The sequence below is a fragment of the Streptomyces hazeniae genome, from assembly GCF_031845485.1.
Taxonomy (GTDB): domain Bacteria; phylum Actinomycetota; class Actinomycetes; order Streptomycetales; family Streptomycetaceae; genus Streptomyces; species Streptomyces hazeniae.
Genome location: NZ_JAVREQ010000001.1, coordinates 870,236 through 891,410, shown reverse-complemented (window position 1 = coordinate 891,410; position 21,175 = coordinate 870,236). Strand labels below are relative to the sequence as shown.

Below are 21,175 nucleotides of genomic sequence, written 5' to 3'. Positions count from 1 at the left end.
ACGGAGATCCACAAGATCGAGGTCGGCTGCCCTGGTCACCACGGTTGCCGCGCTCGGCGCGGCCGTTCTGATGCCAGCCACATCGGCTCAGGCACAGCCGGAAGCCAACCCGGACGCCCAGAGCAAGCCGGCCAAGGTCGAGGGGCATGAGCACCCGCACAACCTGGACGGTCCGTTCAGCAAGCAGCAGCGCCAGAGCAAGCAGGTCGCCCTGGAGAAGCTGGCCGCCGGGGAGGGCGACAAGGGTAAGGCCGAGACCTTCCAGCGCAACGGCTCCCGGGTCATGAAGCTCGACGACAACAAGTACGTCGAGCTCCAGCGGGAGAAGACCGACAAGATCTTCACCGTGCTCATCGAGTTCGGTGACAAGGTCGACCCGGAGTACGGCGGCGAAGCCGGCCCCGTGCACAACGAGATCGCCGAGCCGGACCGGTCGAAGGACAACTCCACCTACTGGCAGGAGGACTTCGACCAGAAGCACTTCGAGGACATCTACTTCGGCGAGGGCGAAGGCTCCCTGAAGAGCTTCTACGAGAAGCAGTCCTCGGGCCGCTATTCGGTCGAGGGCCACGTCTCGGACTGGGTCAAGGTCGAGTACAACGAGGCCCGCTACGGCTCCAACTACTGCGGCGACACCACCTGCTCCACGGTGTGGGACGCGATCAAGCACGGCGTCACCGCCTGGGTCGAGGGCCAGAAGGCCTCCGGCAAGACGGACGCCGAGATCGCGGACATGCTCGCCGAGTACGACAAGTGGGACCGTTACGACTTCGACGGTGACGGCAACTTCAACGAGCGTGACGGCTACATCGACCACTTCCAGTGGGTTCACGCCGGTGAGGACGAGTCGGCCGGCGGCGGCGCGCAGGGCGAGAACGCCATCTGGGCGCACCGCTGGTACGCCTACGGCCACGACGTCGGCAGCACCGGCCCCGAGTACAACCAGGCCGGCGGCACCCAGATCGGCGACACCGGCATCTGGGTGGGCGACTACACCGTCCAGCCGGAGAACGGCGGCCTCGGCGTCTTCGCGCACGAGTACGGTCACGACCTCGGTCTGCCGGACCACTACGACACCTCCGGCACCGGCGAGAACTCGGTCGGTTTCTGGTCCCTGATGTCGTCGGGTTCCTGGCTGAACAAGGGCGAGGACTCGATCGGCGACTGGGCCGGCGACCTGAACGCCTGGGACAAGTTCCAGCTGGGCTGGCTGGACTACGAGACCGCGAAGGCGGCCACGAAGTCCACCCACAAGCTGGGCGTGCACAACTACAACACCAAGAACCCGCAGGCGCTGATCGTCGAACTCCCGGACAAGGAGAAGACGACCACCATCGTGAAGCCCGCCGAGGGCAGCATGCAGTGGTGGAGCGGCAGCGGTGACGACCTGAGCAACACGCTCACCCGCAGTGTCGACCTGACCGGGAAGACCAGCGCTTCGCTGGACTTCAAGGGCTGGTACGACATCGAGGCCAACTACGACTACCTCTACACCGAGGTGTCGACGGACGGCGGCGAGAACTGGACGGTGCTGGACGGCACCGTCGACGGTGAGCCGATCCCGCGGGACGGCGGCGACCGTCCGGCGCTGCACGGTCAGTCGGGCGCGTACAAGGACCTCGCGTACTCCCTCGACGCCTTTGCAGGCCAGAAGTTCGACCTTCGCTTCCGTTACCAGACGGACGGCGGCGTGGCCCCCAAGGGCTTCGCGGCCGACGCTCTCAGCATCACCGCCGACGGCGCCGTGGTGTTCGAGGACGGCGCGGAGGACGGCGACAACGGCTGGACGACGGACGGCTTCTCGCGCATCGAGGAGTCCTTCACCAAGTCGTACCCGCAGTTCTACATCGTCGAGAACCGCCAGTACGTCAGCTACGACGAGTCGCTGCGTACCGGCCCGTACAACTTCGGCTGGGCCACCGACAAGCCGGACTGGGTGGAGCGCTACGCCTACCAGCGCGGCATGCTCGTCTGGCTCTGGGACACCTCCCAGGCGGACAACAACGTCGGTCAGCACGCAGGTGAGGGCCTGATCCTCCCCATCGACGCGCACGCCAAGCCGGAGCGCTGGGACGACGACACCCTGATGCGTCCGCGCATCCAGGGCTACGACTCGGCCTTCAGCTGGTACCCGTCGGGCGGCATGGCCCTCCACAACGACGGCGAACGTACGTTCGTCTGGCCGAAGTGGGGCAAGCCGGCCTTCGACGACCACAAGGGTAAGTACTGGTACGAGACCAACCCGGAGTCGAGCGTCAAGGTGCCCGACACCAACACCCGCATCGCCATCGTCAAGCAGCCCTTCAGCGGCAAGACGATGACCGTCCAGGTGGGTCCGTCCACGCGCTGATTTGCATCGTTGCAGGTCAAAACATGATCGGCCGTTGCCCCTGGCGGGCAGCGGCCGATCCGCGCTATAGATGCCTCCTGTAAGCCCATCGGAAGACCACGACAACGGGGGAGAACCTGATCATGGCCGGAGGCGGATTCGTACGGCTGCCGGACGGCAGCGTGATCGTCGCGCTGTCCCTGCCGGTGCCGCGCCCCAGCGGGCTCCCGGCGGCCGCGGGCGCCTGGCCCTGGCGGCAGCGGCCCGCCCCCGTCGAGGAGACCGACGGGCGGCCGCAGCGCTGGTCCGCCCACGCCGACGCGGCGCACACCGTGCGGGCGGCGGCCTGGCACCCCGGCGGCGAGGACGAGCCGCGCGTGCGGGTCCTGGTCCACGCGGTCAACCGGGCCAGGGCGCTGACCAGGCTCAGAAACCTCGGCATGCGCGCGGTGTACCTGCGGGGCAACGCGGAGCCGCCGACGCCCGACGAGGTCACCGCCGTCCTGCACCACCCGGACGGCCTGGTCTGGCGCGCCCGGCCCCACGACGACACGGAGTCCTGGCAGCCCATAGCCGCCCTCCTCCGCACCGCCTGACCGTCCCCGCGCCCGCCGGGCGGGCCGAGGGCCGTCCTGCGGCCCCCAGGGCTGCAAGACGGCCCTCCGCGGCCCTCCCGGCCCCGGGGCGGCCGGACCGGCCCTAGCTGCTCCGCAGGACGGGCGTTCCGGAGAGGTCCACGCCGGCGGCGCGCAGCTCCTGGAGGGCCCGTTCCGTCGATCCCGCGGCCACTCCCGCCGTCAGCTCCAGCAGCACCCGCGTACGGAACCCCGCCGCCTGCGCGTCCAGCGCCGTCGCCCGGACGCAGTGGTCCGTCGCGATGCCCACGACGTCGACCTCGGTCACGTCCCGTGCCCGCAGCCAGTCGGCGAGCGACGTCCCGTGCTCGTCGGCGCCCTCGAAGCCGCTGTAGGCGGCGGTGTAGTGCCCCTTGTCGAAGACCGCGTCGACCCCGCCGGCCGTGACGGCGGGGGCGAAGTGCGGGTGGAAGCCGACGCCCTCCGTGCCGGCCACGCAGTGCCGCGGCCAGGAGCGCTCGAAGTCGGGGTTCTCCGCGAAGTGGTCCCCCGGCTCGATGTGCATGTCCCGGCTGGCCACCACGTGGCGGTAGCCCGCGGCGGCGTCGCCGACCAGGTCGGTGATGGCGGCGGCGACGTCCCCGCCGCCGGCCACGCCGAGGCTGCCCCCCTCGCAGAAGTCGTTCTGCACGTCCACGACGATCAGTGCCCGGTGCATCAGTGCACCCTCCTCGAAACTTCTCGGCCCTCGAGTCTCCTCGGCCGAAACGGACCCTGCGGTTGCTCAGACGTACTCGGTCGGCAGCACCGGCTCGCCGCGCGACAGCTGTGTGGCGGACATCGGCAGCCCCGCCAGGGCGCGCCGGTGCCGGTCGCGCGCGGCGTCGAGCGGCTCGCGCCCGACCGTCTCGCCGCCGCGCACCAGCGGCACCTGCAGCGTCACTCCGGCCAGTTCCTCCGGGACCGGACCGGTGCCGATGCGTTCCGCCTCCGCGACGCCGGCCGCGTCGCGCGGCCGGGCCGCCCACTTCGCGCCGCCGATGGAGGTCTTGCCGCCGGTCGACTTCTTCGCCACGGAGCGCATCGGGGCGTCCGGCCCGTCACCGTCCGCCCGGGCGACCAGCTTGTAGACCATTGAGCTGGTGGGGTGTCCGCTGCCGGTGACCAGCCGGGTGCCGACGCCGTAGCTGTCCACCGGTGCGGCGGCCAGCGAGGCGATGGCGTACTCGTCCAGGTCGCTGGTGACCACGATCCTGGTGTCGGTGGCGCCCAGGTCGTCGAGCTGCTGCCGTACCCGGTGGGCGACCAGCAGCAGGTCGCCGGAGTCGATGCGCACGGCGCCGAGTCCCGGTCCGGCGACCTCCACGGCCGTGCGGACGGCCTCGGCGACGTCGTAGGTGTCGACCAGCAGCGTGGTGCCGCTGCCCAGCGACTTCACCTGCGCCGTGAAGGCGTCCCGCTCGGTGTCGTGCAGCAGCGTGAACGCGTGCGCGCTGGTGCCGACGGTGGGGATGCCGTACCGGAAGCCGGCGGCCAGGTCGGAGGTGGAGGCGAAGCCGCCGAGGTAGGCGGCGCGCGAGGCGGCGACGGCGGCCAGCTCGTGCGTGCGCCGGGCACCCATCTCGACCAGGGGCCGCCCGCCCGCGGCGACGGCCATGCGGGAGGCCGCGGCGGCGACCGCCGAGTCGTGGTTGAGGATGGAGAGGATCACCGTCTCCAGCAGTACGCACTCCGCGAAGGTGCCCTCCACCCGCATGATCGGCGAGCCGGGGAAGTAGACCTCGCCCTCCGGGTAGCCGTACACGTCGCCCCGGAAGCGGTAGTCCGCGAGCCAGTCGAGGGTGGGCCCGTCGACGACCCCGTGCGAGCGGAGGAAGCGCAGCACCTTCTCCTCGAACCGGAAGTTCTCGATGGCGTCCAGCACCCGCCCGGTGCCGGCGACGACGCCGTAGCGGCGGCCCTCCGGCAGCCGCCGGGTGAAGACCTCGAAAACGGAGCGGCGGTCGGCCGTGCCACCACGCAGCGCGGCCTGAAGCATCGTGAACTCGTACTGGTCGGTGAAGAGCGCCGTGGACGGCACCGGCACCGGCAGTCCCAGATCCCCTGTGTCCATACGATGATGCTACCCCATATCTCGTCAGAGTGACGATATCCGGGAGCGGTGTCGCGTCGCCTCGCCCGGGGAGCCGTTTGCGCGACGGCCCCCGGGGGGTGGCAGCATGGGACACGTGAGCGTCGCACCCACGGAGATCGAACGACCGGAGTCACGCGAGGCGCCCGTCGAGGTACCCGAGCCGGACGTCCCCTGGGCGACGCTCGTGCACAACGACCCGGTCAACCTGATGAGTTACGTGACCTACGTCTTCCAGAGCTACTTCGGCTACCCGAAGGACAAGGCCAAGAAGCTGATGATGGACGTCCACCACAAGGGCAGGGCCGTCGTCTCGACCGGCAGCCGCGAGGAGATGGAGCGCGACGTGCAGGCCATGCACGGGTACGGCCTGTGGGCCACCCTCACCCAGGACCGCTGATGGCCGGACAGTTCGAGCCCACCGCCGACGGCGGCGCCGCGGTCGCGCTGGACGAGGTGGAGATCTCCATCCTCCGCAGCCTCGCCGTTCAGCTCATGGAACTCGTCGGCCCCGGCGACGAGCCCGCACAGGGGCGCGACCCGCTCGCCGAACTCTTCGCCGAGGGGCCCAGCGAGCCGCCCACCGACCCCGCGCTCGCGCGGCTCTTCCCCGACGCCTACGGCGACCCCGGAGCCGAACTCGCGAGCGCCGAGGCGGCGACCGAGGCGCGGGCCGCCTCCGCCGAGTTCCGGCGCTACACCGAACTGGACCTGCGGGCGCGCAAGCGGGACGACGCCCTCGCGATGGTCCGCGCCCTGGACGCCCTCACTCCGGAGGGTGACGGCGGCGCCGTGCTGCGCCTCGCCCCGGACGACTCCCGTCAGTGGCTCGGGGCCCTCAACGACCTCCGGCTGGCCATCGGCGCCCGCCTGGAGGTCACCGACGACGAGGACGGCGGCGGCCTCTACGCCCTCCCCGACTCCGACCCGCGCAAGCCCATGGTCATGGCCTACCTGTGGCTCGGTGCGCTCCAGGAGACCCTCGTGGAGACGCTGACGGACTGAGCGGCGCGCGCTGCCACGCTGGGTGACCCGAGGCGCCCGATAATCGTGCCACCTACACGATTATCCGGCGCATCATGCCCGTTTTGATGCGGTTTATGGCGAGTGTATCCGGCTGTTATCCACAAGTGTGACGTGGGTCACGCGACGTGTGTCGCTCTGCGTGGTAGGAACTCCCCCAACACACGCGAGATTTACCAGCCCCCGGTGAACTCCGTACGCACGCAGCCCGCACCCCCAGGCGGCCGAAACTGCCAGAGGAATTCCATGGCCAACACTGACTCCTCGTTCCTCGAGTCCGTCGACAAGGCGATCAGCGACTTCACCGAGCCCATAGCCACGTGGATGGCCGAGGTCGTCTTCTACGAGGTCCACCTCTTCGGACACGACTTCCCCTGGATCGTCGCCTGGCTCGTGGTGGCGGGTCTGGTCTTCACCACCTACTTCGGCTTCGCCCAGCTGCGTCACCTGAAGGTGGCGTTCAGGCTCGTACGCGGCAAGTACGAGCAGAAGGACGCACCGGGCGAGGTCAGCCACTTCCAGGCGCTGACCTCCGCGGTGTCCGGCACCGTCGGTCTCGGCAACATCGCCGGTGTCGCCATCGCCGTCACCATCGGTGGTGCCGGCGCCACCTTCTGGATGATCCTCTGCGGTCTCCTCGGCATGGCCACCAAGTTCGTCGAGTGCACCCTCGGTGTGAAGTACCGCGAGATCCACGCCGACGGCACCGTCTCCGGCGGCCCCATGCACTACCTGCGCAAGGGCATGGCCGAGCGCGGCTTCGCCGGCGTCGGCAAGGTGCTCGCCGTCGGCTCCGCCGTCTCGCTGCTGTTCTTCACCTTCTTCGGCGGCAACCTCTTCCAGGTCAACCAGAGCCTCGAGCAGCTCCAGTCGGTCACCGGCAAGGACGACAGCGTCTTCACCAGCTCCGGCGGCGCCTTCTTCTTCGGCCTCCTCATCGCCGCGGTCGTCGCCCTCGTCCTCATCGGCGGCATGAAGTCCATCGGCGCGGTCACCAGCAAGCTCGTCCCGAGCATGGCGCTCCTCTACGTGACCGCCTGCGCCATCGTCATCGCCTTCAACATCACCGCCGTCCCGGACGCCTTCGGCGAGATCTTCCAGGGCGCGTTCAGCCCCGAGGGCGTCGTCGGCGGCATCATCGGCGCGATCATCCAGGGTTTCCGCCGCGCCGCCTTCTCCAACGAGGCCGGCATCGGCTCCGCGCCGATCGCCCACTCCGCGGTGAAGACCAAGCGCCCCGCCACCGAGGGTCTCGTGGCCATGCTCGAGCCCTTCCTGGACACGGTCTTCATCTGCACCATGACGGCCCTGACCATCATCATCGCCCAGCCGCAGAGCTTCCTGGACGCCCGCGAGAAGGCCGCCACCGGTGCCGCTCCCGAGTCCGGCGTCGCCCTGACCTCGGACGCCTTCGAGACGGTGATCCCCTGGTTCCCGTACGTCCTCACCGTCGCGGTGCTGCTGTTCGCCATCTCCACGATCATCACGTGGAGCTACTACGGACTGAAGGCCTGGACCTACCTCTTCGGCCGCAGCCGCGCCAGTGAGCTGATCTACAAGATCTTCTTCTGCACCATCGTCGTCTCCGGTGCGCTGATGTCCCTCGGCTCGCTGGTCACGATGGCCGACTCGTTCCTCTTCCTGGCCGCCGTGTTCAACATCATCGGCCTGTACTTCCTGGCCCCGGTCGTCAAGCGCGAGCTGCGCCGGGTCCTGGAGTACGTCCGCCGGCGCGACGCCGGGGAGACCGACGAGCAGATCGAGGCCTCCGAGCCCCGGGACTCCGTCCCCGGCCAGGGCGGCCCCGGACTCGCCGGCGCCACGTCGGTCTGACCGTCCGCCCGGCACCGCCGGGAGGACGTCCCCACCAGGCACAGGCCCGGTGAGCACCCCACGGGGAGCCCACCGGGCCTGTGCTTATGCTGCATCCCATGCTGACCATCACACAGGAGCTGCACGACGCGATCGTGGCCCACGCCCGCGCCGACCACCCCGACGAGGCCTGCGGCGTCGTCGCCGGCCCCGCCGGCTCCGGCCGCCCCGAGCGGTTCATCCCGATGCTGAACGCGGCCCGGTCGCCCACGTTCTACGAGTTCGACTCCACCGACCTGCTCAAGCTCTACCGCGAGATGGACGACCGCGACGAGGAGCCCGTCGTCATCTACCACTCGCACACCGCCACCGAGGCCTACCCCTCGCGCACCGACATCTCCTACGCCAACGAGCCCGGCGCCCACTACGTGCTGGTCTCCACCGCCGAGTGCGGCAACGACGAGGGCCCGTTCTCCTTCCGCTCCTTCCGCATCGTGGACGGAACCGTGGAAGAGGAGGAGGTCGGCGTCGTCCCCGCCTACGACGCCTGAACCGGCACGGCGGAGATGAGACGCGAACGTCCGTATGGTGATACCGACATCCGATTCCCGCCCCGGGAATCGCTACGATGAGGCCATGGTTGTCCACGACGTGAGCGCTGAAGAGAAGGGCCCGGGCACGACGCTGCTCGTGGCGCGCCTGCACGTCGACCTGTGCCGCCTCGCCAGCGCCATCTGTTCGCGCTGAGCCCGCGCCCGCGGCACACCGTGCCCCACCCGGGACGGTGCCCGCGCCGACGCGCCCGCCGTACGGTCCGCACGACCCGCACGCACGCACCACGCACGCCACAGCCTGCCCCCTTCCTTCCTCACCAGGAGCATTCATGGCCATCGAGGTCCGTATCCCGACCATCCTGCGCACCTACACCGACGGCGAGAAGACCGTGACCGGAGAGGGCGCCACGCTGGGTGAGCTCTTCACCGACCTCGAGTCGCGCCACGCGGGCATCCAGGGCCGCCTCGTCGACGGCGGCGAACTCCGCCGCTTCGTCAACGTCTACCTCAACGACGAGGACGTCCGCTTCCTCGACGGCATCACCACCACGCTCACCGACGGCGACAACGTCACCATCCTGCCCGCCGTCGCCGGCGGCGCACGCTGATGCGCTACGACTCGCCGCTGGCAGCCGTCGGGAACACCCCCCTCGTACGGCTGCCGCGGCTGTCCCCGTCCCCCGACGTGCGGATCTGGGCCAAGCTGGAGGACCGCAACCCCACCGGCTCGATCAAGGACCGCCCGGCGCTCCACATGATCGAACAGGCCGAGAAGGACGGCCGGCTCACCCCCGGCCGCACCATCCTCGAACCCACCTCCGGCAACACCGGCATCTCCCTCGCCATGGCCGCGAAGCTCAAGGGCTACCGCATCGTCTGCGTCATGCCCGAGAACACCAGCGAGGAACGCCGCCAGCTGCTCGCCATGTGGGGCGCCGAGATCATCTCCTCACCCGCCGCCGGCGGCTCCAACACCGCCGTCCGCGTCGCCAAGGAGATCGCCGCGGAACACCCGGACTGGGTGATGCTCTACCAGTACGGCAACCCCGACAACGCCGGCGCGCACTACGCCGGCACCGGGCCGGAGATCCTCGCCGACCTCCCGTCCGTCACCCACTTCGTCGCCGGCCTCGGCACCACCGGCACCCTCATGGGCGCCGGCCGCTACCTGCGCGAACAGCGGCCCGACATCCGGATCATCGCCGCCGAACCCCGCTACGACGACCTCGTCTACGGCCTCCGCAACCTCGACGAGGGCTTCGTCCCCGAGCTGTACGACGCCTCCGTCCTCACCTCGCGGTTCTCCGTCGGCTCCGAGGACGCCGTCGCCCGCACCCGCGAGCTGCTCTCCCAGGAGGGCATCTTCGCCGGCGTCTCCACCGGCGCCGCCCTGCACGCCGCCCTCGGCGTCGGCCGCAAGGCCGTCCAGGCCGGCGAGAACGCCGACATCGTCTTCATCGTCGCCGACGGCGGCTGGAAGTACCTGTCCACCGGCGTCTACACCGCCGCATCCACGGACGCGGCCGTCGACACCCTCCACGGCCAGCTCTGGGCCTGACCGCTCAGCCCTCCTCCGGCGGCGGCTCCCGGCGCGACGCGTCGCGCCGGGAGCGCGCCGCGCCGCGGCGCCGCCTCCGCAACCGGCCCGTCCCGTCCACATAGGCCGCGACCAGCGCGAACACCACGACCATCCCCAACACCAGCCACCATCCCGTGCTCAACCGTCATCACTCTCCCTCCGTGGTCACACCTACCCCGCGCTGGTGATTCCGCCCACACACGCACGTCCCGAGGAGTCACCGGGCCCGGCGCGCCTTACGCTCGGAAAACCACCTCCTCACTGACGCGGCGGTCGCGACCACCACGCGTGGGGAGCAGAAGATCGGCCGCCCACGGAGGTTCCCGCTCCATGAAGCTCACAGTCGTCGGCTGCTCGGGGTCCTTCCCCTCCGCGGAATCGGCCTGCTCGAGCTACCTCCTCGAAGCCGACGGCTTCCGGCTGCTCCTCGACATGGGCAACGGCGCCCTCGGCGAACTCCAGCGGCACTGCGGCCTCTACGACCTCGACGCCATCGCCCTCAGCCACCTGCACGCCGACCACTGCATCGACATGTGCGGCTACTTCGTCGCCCGCTACTACCGGTACGAGGGCGGCCGCTGCGCCCCCCTCCCGGTCTGGGGGCCCGACGGCACCGAACGCCGGCTGACCACGGCCTACGCCGACACCCCCACCGACTCCTCCATGAGCGAGGTCTTCGACTTCCGCACCCTCACCCCCGGCGGCACCTTCGAGACCGGCCCCTTCACCGTGCGCACCGCCCTCGTACGCCACCCCGTCGAGGCCTACGGCTTCCGCATCACGCACCGCGACACCGGCCGCGTACTCACCTATTCGGGTGACACCGGCCCGTGCAACGAGATCGACGCACTCGCCGCCGGCGCCGACCTCTTCCTCTGCGAAGCCTCCTTCACCCACGGCAAGGAGGACATCCCCGAGCTCCACCTCAACGGCCTCCAGGCAGGCCAGTGCGCCGAACGCGCCAAGGCCCGGAAGCTGCTCCTCACCCACGTCCCCCCGTGGACCGACCCCCAGGCCAACCTGCGCGACGCCAAGGCCGCCTTCCCCGGCCCCGTCGAGCTGGCCCGCGCCGGCGCCGTCCACGAGATCTGACCGCCCCCGGCGTACTCTCGGACCACGGCAGAGGAGGACGCCATGGCCGGCAAGGCCGAGAGGATCGTCGCCGGACTCGGCGGCATCGAGAACATCGAAGTCGTCGAGGGCTGCGTGACCCGCCTGCGCACCGAGGTCGGCGACGCCGCACTCGTCGACGTCGCCGCACTGAAGAGCGCCGGGGCCAGCGACGTCGTCCGCATGGGGACCATGATCCAGATCGTGCTCGGCCTCGACGCCGACCCGATCGCCGAGGAGATCGAAGACCTCATGTGAGCGCCGCCCCGCGCGCCGCCCCGCGTACGGGCCCCCGCCCGCGGCCGTGCGGGCCCCGCCGCCCCGCAGCCGCCGTCCGGGCCCCGCACCCATGCGACTAGGCTCGCCCCCATGTCTGACAACGACGTCACCCGCATCGACGGGAGGACACCCGACCAGCTGCGCCCCGTCACCCTCGAACGCGGCTGGAGCAAGCACGCCGAAGGCTCCGTCCTCGTCTCCTTCGGCGACACCCGCGTGCTCTGCACCGCCAGCCTCACCGAAGGCGTCCCGCGCTGGCGGAAGGGCACCGGCGAGGGATGGGTGACCTCGGAGTACTCCATGCTGCCCCGCTCCACCAACACCCGCGGCGACCGCGAAGCCGTCCGCGGCCGCATCGGCGGACGCACCCACGAGATCTCCCGCCTCATCGGCCGCTCCCTGCGCGCCGTCGTCGACTTCAAGGCCCTCGGCGAGAACACCATCGTGCTCGACTGCGACGTGCTCCAGGCCGACGGCGGCACCCGCACCGCCGCCATCACCGGCGCCTACGTCGCCCTCGCCGACGCCGTCACCTGGGCCCAGGGCAGGAAACTCATCCGCTCCAAGGCCCAGCCCCTCACCGGAGCCGTCTCCGCCGTCAGTGTCGGCATCATCGACGGCACCCCCATGCTCGACCTCTGCTACGAGGAGGACGTCCGCGCCGAGACCGACATGAACGTCGTCTGCACCGACGACGGCCGTTTCGTCGAGGTCCAGGGCACCGCCGAGGGCGTCCCCTTCGCCCGCACCGAACTCGACGCCCTCCTCGACCTCGCGGTCAAGGGCTGCGCCCAGCTCGACGGCGGCCAGCGCCAGGCCCTCGCCGCCGACTGAACCCACGGCGGCACCGCTCGCCCGCAAGGCCGCCCGCAGGGACGGAACTTTGCGAGCGCTTTACGCGTCTGAGAAGGTACGGGCCGTACGGGTCGATCCGTGCGGCCCGTCCAAGCTCTCGGGAGGGAACCCAGTGCGTCGCACTCTGTCCACCGCCGTCACCGCCGTCGTCGTGGCCGCCACCGCCACGCTCGCCGTGGGCTGCGGCGCCATCGACAAGGCGCTCGACTGCGCCAACACGGCCGTCACCGTCGCCGAGAGCGTCGAAGACCTCCAGAACGCCGCCTCCTCCGTGGGCGAAGACCCCACACAGGCCAAGGAAGCCCTCGACAGCATCGAGAAGAACCTCGACGAGATCGAGAAGTCCACCGACAGCGCCGACGTCAAGGGCGCCGTCGGCGACCTCAACACCGCCGTCGAAGACGCCCGCACCGCCGTCAACGAAGGCCGCGCCCCCGACATGAGCGCCGTCAACGACGCCGCGAGCAAGCTCACCGAGGTCTGCTCGCCCGCGTGACCCCCGGCCCGCCCGGGCCACCCCCACCACGGCACCGCGGGTGGCGGGGATAATCGCCGCATGAGCAGTGAACAGCGGCTGATCCTCGCCACCCGCAACGCCCACAAGGTCACCGAACTCCGCGCCATCCTCACCGACGCCGGACTCGGCCCCGGCCTCGAACTCCTCGGCGCCGACGCCTACCCCGACATCCCCGACGTCAAGGAGACCGGCGTCACCTTCGCCGAGAACGCCCTGCTCAAGGCGCACGCCCTGGCCTCCGCCACCGGCCTCCCCGCCGTCGCCGACGACTCCGGCCTCTGCGTCGACGTCCTCGGCGGCGCCCCCGGCATCTTCTCCGCCCGCTGGTCCGGCCGGCACGGCGACGACCAGGCCAACCTGGCCCTGCTGCTGTCCCAGATCGTCGACATCGACGACGCCCACCGCGGCGCCCACTTCGCCTGCGCCGCCGCCCTCGCCCTCCCCGACGGCACCGAACACGTCGTCGAGGGCCGCCTCCCCGGCACTCTCCGCCACGCCCCCGCCGGCACCGGCGGATTCGGCTACGACCCGATCCTCCAGCCCGACGGCGAGACACGCACCTGCGCCGAGCTCACCCCCGCAGAGAAGAACGCCGTCAGCCACCGCGGCCGCGCCTTCCGCGCCCTCGCCCCCCACATCCGCGAGGCCCTGGGCTGAACGTGCGGGAGGCCCGGCGCCTGACGCCGGGCCTCCCGCTGCGCGGTGCGGCCGGGGGGACTCGAACCCCCACGGGATCTCTCCCACTGGGACCTAAACCCAGCGCGGCTGCCAGTTACGCCACGGCCGCCCCCTGCATGCATCGTAACGAACGACTGCCGCGGCCGAGTCACACCGCGAGGCGAGCGCGGCCCTTCTTCCGGCACCAGGTACTCGTGATCGCGTGGCAGTTGGGGCACAGGTAGCGAAGGTTCTCGCGGTTGTTGTTCCGCCAGTCGCCGTCGATGTGGTCGATCTGCAGCGTCATGGCGGAACCTCGCCATTCACCGTCGTTGCCGCAGCCCGTGCAGCGGTACGGCTCGCCCACCTCGTCCAGTGCCCGCTTGATCCGCTCCCGGTTCATCCTCGGCGCCGTGTCGGGGAGGCGTCGCAGGACCGTGTCGGCCACGGTGCGTCTCACTGCCGGCCGCGGTCCCGGTACGGTCCGTCTGACGAAGTGCCCGGTGTCCAAATCCAGGTGTCGAACCCGGCGCTGCACGCGCCGACGGTGCGTGGTGTCGACGGGAAGCCCGAGGTGACGCAATACGTCGGCGTAGCTTCTCGAACGCGTCACGGCTTCGGTCAGCGCCGCATCGCACAGGTGCATCCGGCGATGGCGGAAGTGCCGTGTGTCGATCTCCTGATCCTCCAGCGCACGCTGCAAGGCGTTGCGCTTCCGGCCGTCGTCGGGCAGCCCCAGAGCGCGTGCGACACCTCGCACGCTGGTCGACGCGGCCGCGGCCGTGGCCAGTTCCTCCCGAGTGAACGGCACTTCGAACCGCGTGCGGCTCAGCCCGGGGAAGTGGCGCACGTCGAGTCCGGCGTCCCTGATCCGGCGTCGGAGGTGGGACAGCGTCCCCGACGCAGGACGTGCCCCCAACCTCGCGGCGACCTCCCGCAACGTGGTCGACTGCGCGACGGCGTCCGCGAGTCGCTCCTCCGAGTAGACGACGACCACCGGATCCCCCTTCCCTGCATGCGGCTTTTCGTGCGGACGAACGAGACGGGCGGGGGCGGGACACGGGGGCGACGGGTTCTGGCAGGCCTCTGCGGCGGGTGGTGAGCGGGCGGATGCGGGGCGTGTTCGGCGGCTGCAAACTGTTGACAGTTCGCAGAGTGCGGGCCGAGGGTGAGAGAACGCGCAGGCGGGATGCGTGGAAACTGCAGGCTTACGTGGCCGTCGGTCGATGACCGCGGCGCGGCTCGTGCAAGGAGGCCCCCCGTGGCCGCATCCGTCGATTCCCTCCAGGACACCCGGTCCGTCCCCCCGCGCGTCGTCGCCGCAGGCGCCGTCGGCTCGATCGTCGAGTACTTCGACTTCGGCGTGTACGGCTACGTGGCCACGATCCTGGCGACCCACTTCTTCGTGAGCGGCGACGAGACCGCCGGGCTGCTCGCCACGCTCGCGACCTTCGCCGTCGCCTTCGCCCTCCGGCCTGTCGGCGGGGTGCTCTTCGGGCACCTCGGCGACCGGTACGGCCGGAAGAACGCGCTCGCGGCCACGGTGCTGTTGATGGCCGTGGCGTCGGGCCTCATCGGCGTGCTGCCCACGTACGCCGCCATCGGCGTGGGTGCGACCGCGCTGCTGGTGCTGGCCCGATGCCTGCAGGGCATCGCGGCGGGTGGTGAACTGGGCGGCGCCGCCTCGTTCGTGGCGGAGTACTCGCCGAACCACCGGCGGGGTCTGTACTGCTCGACGACCCAGACGGGCGCGCTCGCCGGCTCGCTGTGCGCCGCGCTGTGCGTGTCGCTTCTCAACACGACGCTCGGCGAGGACGCGATGGCGGACTGGGGCTGGCGCATCCCCTTCCTCGTGGCACTGCCACTGGGGGTCGTCGGGCTGGTCATCCGGGCCCGCTTGCACGAGTCGCCCTCGTTCCAGCAGGTCGAGCAGAAGGCGGAGAAGGCGTCCGCGCCGTTCCTGGAGACGCTGCGGGCCCATCGCAGGGCTCTGGCCGTCTGCGTCGGTCTCTCGGTGCTGCTGTTCTCCGCGTACTACGTGTTCTACGTGTACGTGAACATCCACTTCCAGGAGGTGCTCGGCATCTCCTCCGGCGTCGCCTTCTGGTCGACCGTCGCGACGCTGGCGGTCTCCACGGCCTGCATGCCGCTGTTCGGAGCGCTCACCGACCGGGTGGGCCGCAAACCGGTGTTCGTCGGCGCCTCGGTGGCCGCGATCGTGCTGTCCTTCCCCGGGTTCATGCTCTTCGAGGTGAGCACCGGTGCCGCAGTCGCGTCGCACATCGTGCTGGGTCTCATCGACTCCGCGCTGATGGGTGCCGCGTTCTCCACTTTCGCCGAGTTGTTCCCCACCCGCGTCCGGTACACCGGTATCGCGCTGGGGTTCAACATCGGAAGCGCCACCGCCGGTGGCACCGCACCGTATGTCTGCACGTGGCTGGTCGACGCGTCGGGTTCGGCGCTGGCTCCGGCATGGTTCGTGATCGGTACGGCGGTCATCACCCTGTGCGCGGCCCTCGCCCTCAAGGAGAGCGCCGGCACCGCCCTACGCGACGTCTGAGGAGAGTCCATGACCGAGTCCGCCCACAGCCGGCTGCTGCCGAGGAACACGTTCTCGCAGGCGACCGAGTCCGTCCTGCGCGACATGATCCTCGAAGGGGCCCTCAGGCCGGGCGAGCGGCTCAACGAGGTCGGCCTCGCCTCGTCGCTCGGCATCAGCCGTGGTCCGTTGCGTGAGGCGATCCAGCGGCTGACGGGCGAGGGGCTGCTCACCGTGGTGAGTCATCGTGGCGCGTTCGTGCGGACGTTCTCCCGGCGGGAGATCGTCGAACTGTACGAGCTGCGCTGTGCGTTGGAGCTGCACTCGGTGCGCCTGGCCTGCGCCCGCGCCGACGACGGGGAGTTGGACGAGCTGGACGCGATGCTCGGCGACACCGAGGACCGCATCGAGGAGTCGGCGGGCAAGGCGTATCCGAAGGAGCTGGACTTCCATCTGCGGCTGGTGCTCCTCGCCGACAACCGTGCGCTGATGCGCAGTGCCGTCGAGGTGCACCGGCAGCTCTCCCTGGCTCGGTCCATGTCGGGTAAGCGGCCGCGGCGTGCGCGCGAGGCCGTCGCCGAGCACAGCGCCCTCGTGGACGTGCTGCGGCGGCGTGCGGTCGAGGACGCGACGGCCCTGATGTCGCGCCACCTGGACCGTTCGCTGGAAAGCGCCATCGCGGCACTGGGCCTGCCGGGCGGCGAGGGGGAGGCCGCCGACGTCACTGCGCGGACCGCCGCCGAGTTCACCGCCATCGTTCCGGAAACGGAGTGACGAGGATTCATGCGTACGACCACCATGTTGCGGCAGCTGCTCGACCGGGGCTCGGGTCCGCTGGTGCTGCCCGGGGCGCCCAACGCTCTCACCGCCCGTGTGGTGGAGGAGGCGGGTTTCGAGGCCGTGTACGTCTCCGGGGCCGGGGTCGCCAACACCCAACTCGCCCTTCCCGACCTCGGTCTGCTCACCCTGCCGGAGCTGGCCGGCCAGGTGGCGGCGATGTCGGACGCCACGACGCTCCCCTTGGTCGTGGATGCCGACACGGGATTCGGCAACGCGATGAACGTCGGGCGCACCGTGCGGATGCTGGAGCGTGCGGGGGCCGCCGCGATCCAGATCGAGGACCAGGCGAGTCCGAAGAAGTGCGGTCACTTCTCGGGGAAGGAGATCGTCTCCACCGGCGAGATGACAGGGAAGATCCGGGCCGCCGTGGACGCGCGGGTCGACGACGACCTGGTGGTCGTCGCCCGTACCGACGCGCTCGCGGTGAAGGGGATCGGTGCGGCGTGCGAGCGTGCCGCCGCGTTCGCAGAGGCCGGCGCGGACGTGCTGTTCGTGGAGGCGCCCACCACGCGGGAGGAGATGGCGCGGATCGTCCGTGAGGTCCCCGGCCGGCACGTCGCCAACATGGTCGAGGGGGGTCTTACGCCGGTCCTCTCCCGGGAGGAGCTCGACGACCTGGGCTACTCCGTGGCCCTCTACGCCAACACGGCGATGCGTGGTGCCGTCCTCGGCATGCGCACCGTGCTGGAGCACCTGGCGCGGCACGGTGACACCCGCGACGCGGCCGGACTCATGATCAGTTGGGAGGAGCGGCAGAGTCTGGTGCGGAAGCCGCACTTCGACGTGCTCGACAAGCTGTACGCCCCGGACGACGGCACCGAGGAGGCTGCCTCATGAACGCCTACGACCTGCGGCTGCACGGTGGTCGCGTCTTCCTGCACGGCGCTGGTCTCACGACGGCGGACGTGCTGGTCGGTGACGGACGCATCGCCGGCATCGTCGACCCGGCGGCCCCTGCGGACGCCGCCGAGACGGTGGAACTGAAAGGTGCGACGGTGCTCCCCGGTGCCATCGATCCCCATGTGCACCTCGGCAAGGACATCCGCGTCCCGCGCGACCGCGAGGACGCGGAACGGGAGACGGCGTCGGCAGTCGCGGGCGGCGTCACGTCGATGCTCGTGTACCTGATGAGTGCGGACCCCTACGACCAGGTGCACCACGCGGCGAGGGCGGCGATGGAGTCGGGTGCGCACACCGACTTCGGGTTCCACTTCGTGCTGGGTACGGACGAGCATGTGCGTGCCGTGCCCGACTACGTGCGGGAGCTGGGGGTGTCCAGCTTCAAGTTCTTCATGAACTTCCGCGGCGACGAGGGCGCCTACCTGGGCATGCCGGGCAACGACGACGGGTTCATGTACGACCTGCTCGGCACGACCGCGGACGCCGGAGCCATGGTCAATCCCCATCCCGAGAACATCGAGATCGTGTGGCGGCTGCGCAAGGATCAGCCGGACGAGTCTCAAGGGCCGCTGCACGCCTGGCACCAGACGCGGCCCCCGCTCGTGGAAGCGGAGGCGGAGCAGCGTGTCGCTTATCTGGCCGCCGCCACGGGCGCGTCGGCATACGCGGTGCACACTTCCAGCGCCGCCGGGCTCGACGTGATGCGCATGCAGCGCACGGCCTATCCGCATCTGTACGTGGAGACCTGCACGCACTACCTGACGCTCACGACCGCTTCCGCATGCGGTGTCTACGGGAAGGTCAACCCCCCGCTGCGGCCGTCGTCGGACCGGGAGGCGCTGTGGGCGGGGCTGGCCGACGGCAGCGTCGACACCGTCGGCAGCGACCACAACGCGCGGCACCGCTCGTTCAAGGAGAAGGACATCTGGTCGGCCTCCGCGGGGTTCCCCGGCACCGGAGTGATGCTGCCGCTCACTCTGGGGGAGGGGCTGCGCCGCGGCGTGCCGCTGGAGCGGCTGGTCCACGCCACGAGCACGCGAGCGGCGAAGCTCTTCGGGCTCTACCCGAGGAAGGGCGTCATCCGGGTGGGGTCGGACGCGGACCTGGCGGTGGTCGATCTTGACGGAGAGAACGTCATCGCGGCGGATCGGCAGTATTCCGCCGCGGCGTACACGCCGTGGGAGGGCCATACCACCGATGTGCGGGTCCTGCACACGCTGGTGCGCGGGCGCTTCGCCGTCCGTGACGGCTTGCTCGGCGACGACCCGCGAGGCGTCTACCTGCACCGAGAACGCAGCGGAGCGACCGCGCTGGCCGCGGCCGGGAGGGAGGAGACGGCATGACGGACCCCACCGCGCAGCCGGGTGCAGCGCCCGCGCCGTGGACGAACGGCGGTGCCGGCGTGATCGATGACACCACCCTGCGCCGATACGAGTCGGCCGGATTCGGCCGGCCCACCGGGCTGGGCTCCCGTCCGGCCCTGCTCGTCATCGACGTGCAGTACCGCACGGTCGGTACGACTCCGCAGCCGTTCGAGGAGGCCGTGAAGGAGTTCCCCACGAGCTGTGGCGAGACGGGCTGGGCCGCTGTCGGGAACATCGTCGCGTTGCTGGGCGCCTTCCGTGAGAACCACTGGCCGGTGCTCTACCCGCACGTGGCGCCGAAGAAGGACTTCGATGCGGGACGGCTCGGCGCCAAGGTTCCCGGCATCATGCACGTCCCCGCGAGGGGATACGACTTCGTCGCCGAGGTCGCCCCGGCCGACGGAGACGTGCTGGTGCCGAAGAGGCACCCGAGCGCCTTCTTCGGCACCCCGTTGACGAGTTATCTGATCGAGGCGGGGGTGGACACCCTGGTCGTCACCGGGTGCACGACGTCCGGGTGCGTGCGGGCCAGCGTGACGGACGCGTTCTCGCTGAACTTCCACGTTGCGGTTCCCAGCGACGCCGTCTACGACCGCTCTCCCGTGGTGCACGAGGCGAACCTCTTCGACATGGCCCAGAAGTACGCCGACGTCTCCACCACCGCGGAGCTGGTGCCGCGGTTGACGGAGCTGCGTGCGGCGAGGCGGACGCGATGACCTCCCCGGGGGAGGGACGGGACGTCGACGTCGTGGTCGTGGGTGCCGGTGGCGGCGGGCTCACCGCGGCGATCGCGGCTGCCGAGGCCGGGGCGTCGGTCGCACTGCTGGAGAAGCTGGACCGGCCGGGCGGGAACACCTACGTGTCGACCGGGTCCATTCCGGCGGCCGGTACCCGCTACCAACGGGCGGCGGGTGTCGAGGACGTCCCGGAGCGGATGGCCGCGGACCTGTTGCGGCAGAGCGGCGCACACGACGCGGAGCACCTGGTCCGGTTGCTGGCAGGGGAGTCCGCCGGTCTCGTGGAGTGGCTGGTCGAGGAGCACGGCGTCGACCTGCGTCTCATCACCGACTACCGGCACGTCGGGCACAGCGTGCCGCGGCTGCATGCTCCGCCGGACAGGCGCGGCGCCTCGCTGGTGCGCGACCTGGTCGCCGCCGCCGGGCGGCTCGGTGTCGAGGTCGTCGCCGGCAACCCGGTCGCCGGACTGCTCACCGAGGACGATGCGGTGACGGGTGTCCGGGTGTCCGGGGAACGCAGCGGCGACCATGTGCTGCGCGCGGGTGCCGTCGTGCTGGCCGCCAACGGTTTCGGCAACAACAAGAAGATGATCGAACGGTGGCTGCCAGAGGCCGCCGCCACGCGGTACCTCGGGGCCGAAGGATCGACCGGCGAGGCCGTGGAGTGGGCGGAGGCGCTGGGCGCCCGGTTGCTCAACATGGGGGCCTACCAGGGCTATGCGGCCGTCGCGTATCCGCACGGCTCGATCGTCAGTTGGACGACCGTGGAGAAGGGCGGCTTCCTGCTGGCGCCGGACGGCAGCCGTATCGGCGACGAGAGCGTCGGCTACTCCGGGTTCGCCGCCGAGGTGGCCCGGAGGACCGAGCAGAGCTGGGTGGTCTTCGACACCCGCATCCGGGACTTCGTGGCGGGCAACGAACCGGAGTTCGCCGATCTGGTCGCCTTCGGCGGGGTCAAGGAGGCGGACGGCGCCGAGGGGATCGCCCGCGTCATCGGCTGCTCTCCCGAGGCCGTCGAGAAGGCGGTGGCGGGGCAGCGGCAGGCCGCAGAGTCGGGCGGTGCGGACGTCACCGGACGTTCGGACTTCCCGATGGGGCCGTTGCGGGAGCCGTACTGCTGCGTGCGTTCTGTGCCCGCGCTGTTCCATACCCAGGGGGGTGTGGACGTCGGCCGGCACGCGCAGGTCGTGCGCGAGAACGGTCGCCCGGTCCGGGGCCTGTACGCGGTCGGTGGCGTGACGGGCGGCCTCTCCGGGCGCGAGGGCGCCCGCGGCTACTCCTCCGGCAACGGCCTGCTCTCCGCGGTCGGGCTCGGTCGTCTCGCCGGTGCCTCAGCGGCCCTCGCGTGACGACGTCCCTGCGGACTCCCGGGCG

General features: G+C 70.7%; 23 protein-coding genes, 1 tRNA gene and 1 pseudogene. 20 read left to right on the top strand and 5 right to left on the bottom strand.

Annotated features, from left to right (window positions below):
• The first annotated feature begins 70 nt into the window (after positions 1-70).
• Both RM572_RS03685 and RM572_RS03680 read left to right on the top strand, forming a co-directional pair.
• The gene (locus RM572_RS03685) at positions 71-2,350 is read left to right on the top strand and encodes an immune inhibitor A domain-containing protein (protein WP_394813503.1); all 2,280 of its coding nucleotides are present in this window, start codon (positions 71-73) and stop codon (positions 2,348-2,350) included.
• 311 nt (positions 2,351-2,661) lie between these two features.
• On the top strand, positions 2,662-2,925 hold the full coding sequence (locus RM572_RS03680) for a hypothetical protein (protein ID WP_311671831.1): 264 nt from the start codon (positions 2,662-2,664) through the stop codon (positions 2,923-2,925).
• Between the two features lie 103 nt (positions 2,926-3,028).
• Here RM572_RS03680 and RM572_RS03675 read toward each other — a convergent pair whose 3' ends face one another.
• The gene (locus RM572_RS03675) at positions 3,029-3,622 is read right to left on the bottom strand and encodes an isochorismatase family protein (RefSeq protein WP_311671778.1); all 594 of its coding nucleotides are present in this window, start codon (positions 3,620-3,622) and stop codon (positions 3,029-3,031) included.
• Positions 3,623-3,688: 66 nt separating this feature from the next.
• Positions 3,689-5,017 (bottom strand): nicotinate phosphoribosyltransferase, encoded by a 1,329-nt coding sequence (locus tag RM572_RS03670; RefSeq protein WP_311671777.1) that lies wholly within the window; start codon positions 5,015-5,017, stop codon positions 3,689-3,691.
• 106 nt (positions 5,018-5,123) lie between these two features.
• Here RM572_RS03670 and clpS point away from each other — a divergent pair, with 106 nt between their 5' ends.
• From clpS to RM572_RS03635, 7 genes are all read left to right on the top strand, one after another.
• Positions 5,124-5,435 (top strand): ATP-dependent Clp protease adapter ClpS, encoded by a 312-nt coding sequence (clpS, locus tag RM572_RS03665; RefSeq protein WP_027763480.1) that lies wholly within the window; start codon positions 5,124-5,126, stop codon positions 5,433-5,435.
• Entirely contained in the window at positions 5,435-6,040 is a 606-nt protein-coding gene (locus RM572_RS03660; RefSeq protein WP_311671776.1) for a DUF2017 domain-containing protein, read from the top strand. The genes clpS and RM572_RS03660 overlap by 1 nt, the downstream gene beginning before the upstream one ends.
• A gap of 264 nt (positions 6,041-6,304) precedes the next feature.
• Positions 6,305-7,891 (top strand): alanine/glycine:cation symporter family protein, encoded by a 1,587-nt coding sequence (locus RM572_RS03655; protein ID WP_311671775.1) that lies wholly within the window; start codon positions 6,305-6,307, stop codon positions 7,889-7,891.
• 98 nt (positions 7,892-7,989) lie between these two features.
• The gene (locus tag RM572_RS03650) at positions 7,990-8,421 is read left to right on the top strand and encodes a M67 family metallopeptidase (RefSeq protein WP_311671774.1); all 432 of its coding nucleotides are present in this window, start codon (positions 7,990-7,992) and stop codon (positions 8,419-8,421) included.
• An 85-nt stretch (positions 8,422-8,506) separates the two neighbouring features.
• A complete protein-coding gene (locus tag RM572_RS03645; RefSeq protein ID WP_311671773.1) occupies positions 8,507-8,617 on the top strand; it encodes a putative leader peptide in 111 nt (36 codons plus the stop codon).
• Positions 8,618-8,753: 136 nt separating this feature from the next.
• Positions 8,754-9,032 carry a MoaD/ThiS family protein gene (locus tag RM572_RS03640; RefSeq protein WP_027763483.1) on the top strand — a complete coding sequence of 93 codons (279 nt, stop codon included), beginning with the start codon at positions 8,754-8,756 and terminating at the stop codon, positions 9,030-9,032.
• Positions 9,032-9,982, top strand: coding sequence for a PLP-dependent cysteine synthase family protein (locus RM572_RS03635; RefSeq protein WP_311671772.1), 951 nt, complete (start codon positions 9,032-9,034; stop codon positions 9,980-9,982). Before RM572_RS03640 ends, RM572_RS03635 begins: the two co-directional genes overlap by 1 nt.
• A 4-nt stretch (positions 9,983-9,986) precedes the next feature.
• On the opposite strand, the gene RM572_RS03630 is transcribed toward RM572_RS03635, so the two are convergent.
• A complete protein-coding gene (locus tag RM572_RS03630; RefSeq protein ID WP_311671771.1) occupies positions 9,987-10,145 on the bottom strand; it encodes a hypothetical protein in 159 nt (52 codons plus the stop codon).
• Positions 10,146-10,333: 188 nt separating this feature from the next.
• On the opposite strand from RM572_RS03630, the gene RM572_RS03625 reads away from it, so the two are divergent.
• The 5 genes and pseudogenes from RM572_RS03625 (at position 10,334) to rdgB (ending at position 13,421) form a co-directional block, all read left to right on the top strand.
• On the top strand, positions 10,334-11,095 hold the full coding sequence (locus tag RM572_RS03625; protein ID WP_311671770.1) for an MBL fold metallo-hydrolase: 762 nt from the start codon (positions 10,334-10,336) through the stop codon (positions 11,093-11,095).
• A gap of 36 nt (positions 11,096-11,131) precedes the next feature.
• A pseudogene (locus RM572_RS03620) lies at positions 11,132-11,371 on the top strand (PTS transporter subunit EIIB); the annotation flags it as partial.
• 111 nt (positions 11,372-11,482) lie between these two features.
• Entirely contained in the window at positions 11,483-12,226 is a 744-nt protein-coding gene (gene rph / locus RM572_RS03615; RefSeq protein ID WP_027763487.1) for a ribonuclease PH, read from the top strand.
• A 133-nt stretch (positions 12,227-12,359) separates the two neighbouring features.
• On the top strand, positions 12,360-12,743 hold the full coding sequence (locus tag RM572_RS03610; RefSeq protein ID WP_311671769.1) for a hypothetical protein: 384 nt from the start codon (positions 12,360-12,362) through the stop codon (positions 12,741-12,743).
• 60 nt (positions 12,744-12,803) lie between these two features.
• Positions 12,804-13,421 (top strand): RdgB/HAM1 family non-canonical purine NTP pyrophosphatase, encoded by a 618-nt coding sequence (gene rdgB / locus RM572_RS03605; RefSeq protein WP_136183958.1) that lies wholly within the window; start codon positions 12,804-12,806, stop codon positions 13,419-13,421.
• 46 nt (positions 13,422-13,467) lie between these two features.
• On the opposite strand, the gene RM572_RS03600 is transcribed toward rdgB, so the two are convergent.
• Positions 13,468-13,551 (bottom strand) — tRNA-Leu (locus RM572_RS03600).
• 39 nt (positions 13,552-13,590) lie between these two features.
• On the bottom strand, positions 13,591-14,271 hold the full coding sequence (locus tag RM572_RS03595) for an HNH endonuclease signature motif containing protein (RefSeq protein ID WP_311671768.1): 681 nt from the start codon (positions 14,269-14,271) through the stop codon (positions 13,591-13,593).
• Positions 14,272-14,682: 411 nt separating this feature from the next.
• Here RM572_RS03595 and RM572_RS03590 point away from each other — a divergent pair, with 411 nt between their 5' ends.
• From RM572_RS03590 to RM572_RS03565, 6 genes are read left to right on the top strand one after another with little or no spacing between them, the layout of a single operon-like run.
• On the top strand, positions 14,683-15,981 hold the full coding sequence (locus RM572_RS03590; protein ID WP_311671767.1) for an MFS transporter: 1,299 nt from the start codon (positions 14,683-14,685) through the stop codon (positions 15,979-15,981).
• Between the two features lie 9 nt (positions 15,982-15,990).
• The gene (locus tag RM572_RS03585; protein WP_311671766.1) at positions 15,991-16,734 is read left to right on the top strand and encodes a GntR family transcriptional regulator; all 744 of its coding nucleotides are present in this window, start codon (positions 15,991-15,993) and stop codon (positions 16,732-16,734) included.
• Positions 16,735-16,743: 9 nt separating this feature from the next.
• On the top strand, positions 16,744-17,637 hold the full coding sequence (locus tag RM572_RS03580; protein ID WP_311671765.1) for an isocitrate lyase/PEP mutase family protein: 894 nt from the start codon (positions 16,744-16,746) through the stop codon (positions 17,635-17,637).
• Positions 17,634-19,043, top strand: a complete 1,410-nt coding sequence (locus RM572_RS03575) for a dihydroorotase (RefSeq protein WP_311671764.1) — start codon at positions 17,634-17,636, stop codon at positions 19,041-19,043. Before RM572_RS03580 ends, RM572_RS03575 begins: the two co-directional genes overlap by 4 nt.
• Positions 19,040-19,780 carry an isochorismatase family protein gene (locus RM572_RS03570; RefSeq protein ID WP_311671763.1) on the top strand — a complete coding sequence of 247 codons (741 nt, stop codon included), beginning with the start codon at positions 19,040-19,042 and terminating at the stop codon, positions 19,778-19,780. The genes RM572_RS03575 and RM572_RS03570 overlap by 4 nt, the downstream gene beginning before the upstream one ends.
• Positions 19,777-21,150 (top strand): FAD-dependent oxidoreductase, encoded by a 1,374-nt coding sequence (locus tag RM572_RS03565; protein WP_311671762.1) that lies wholly within the window; start codon positions 19,777-19,779, stop codon positions 21,148-21,150. The genes RM572_RS03570 and RM572_RS03565 overlap by 4 nt, the downstream gene beginning before the upstream one ends.
• Positions 21,151-21,175: the final 25 nt, after the last annotated feature.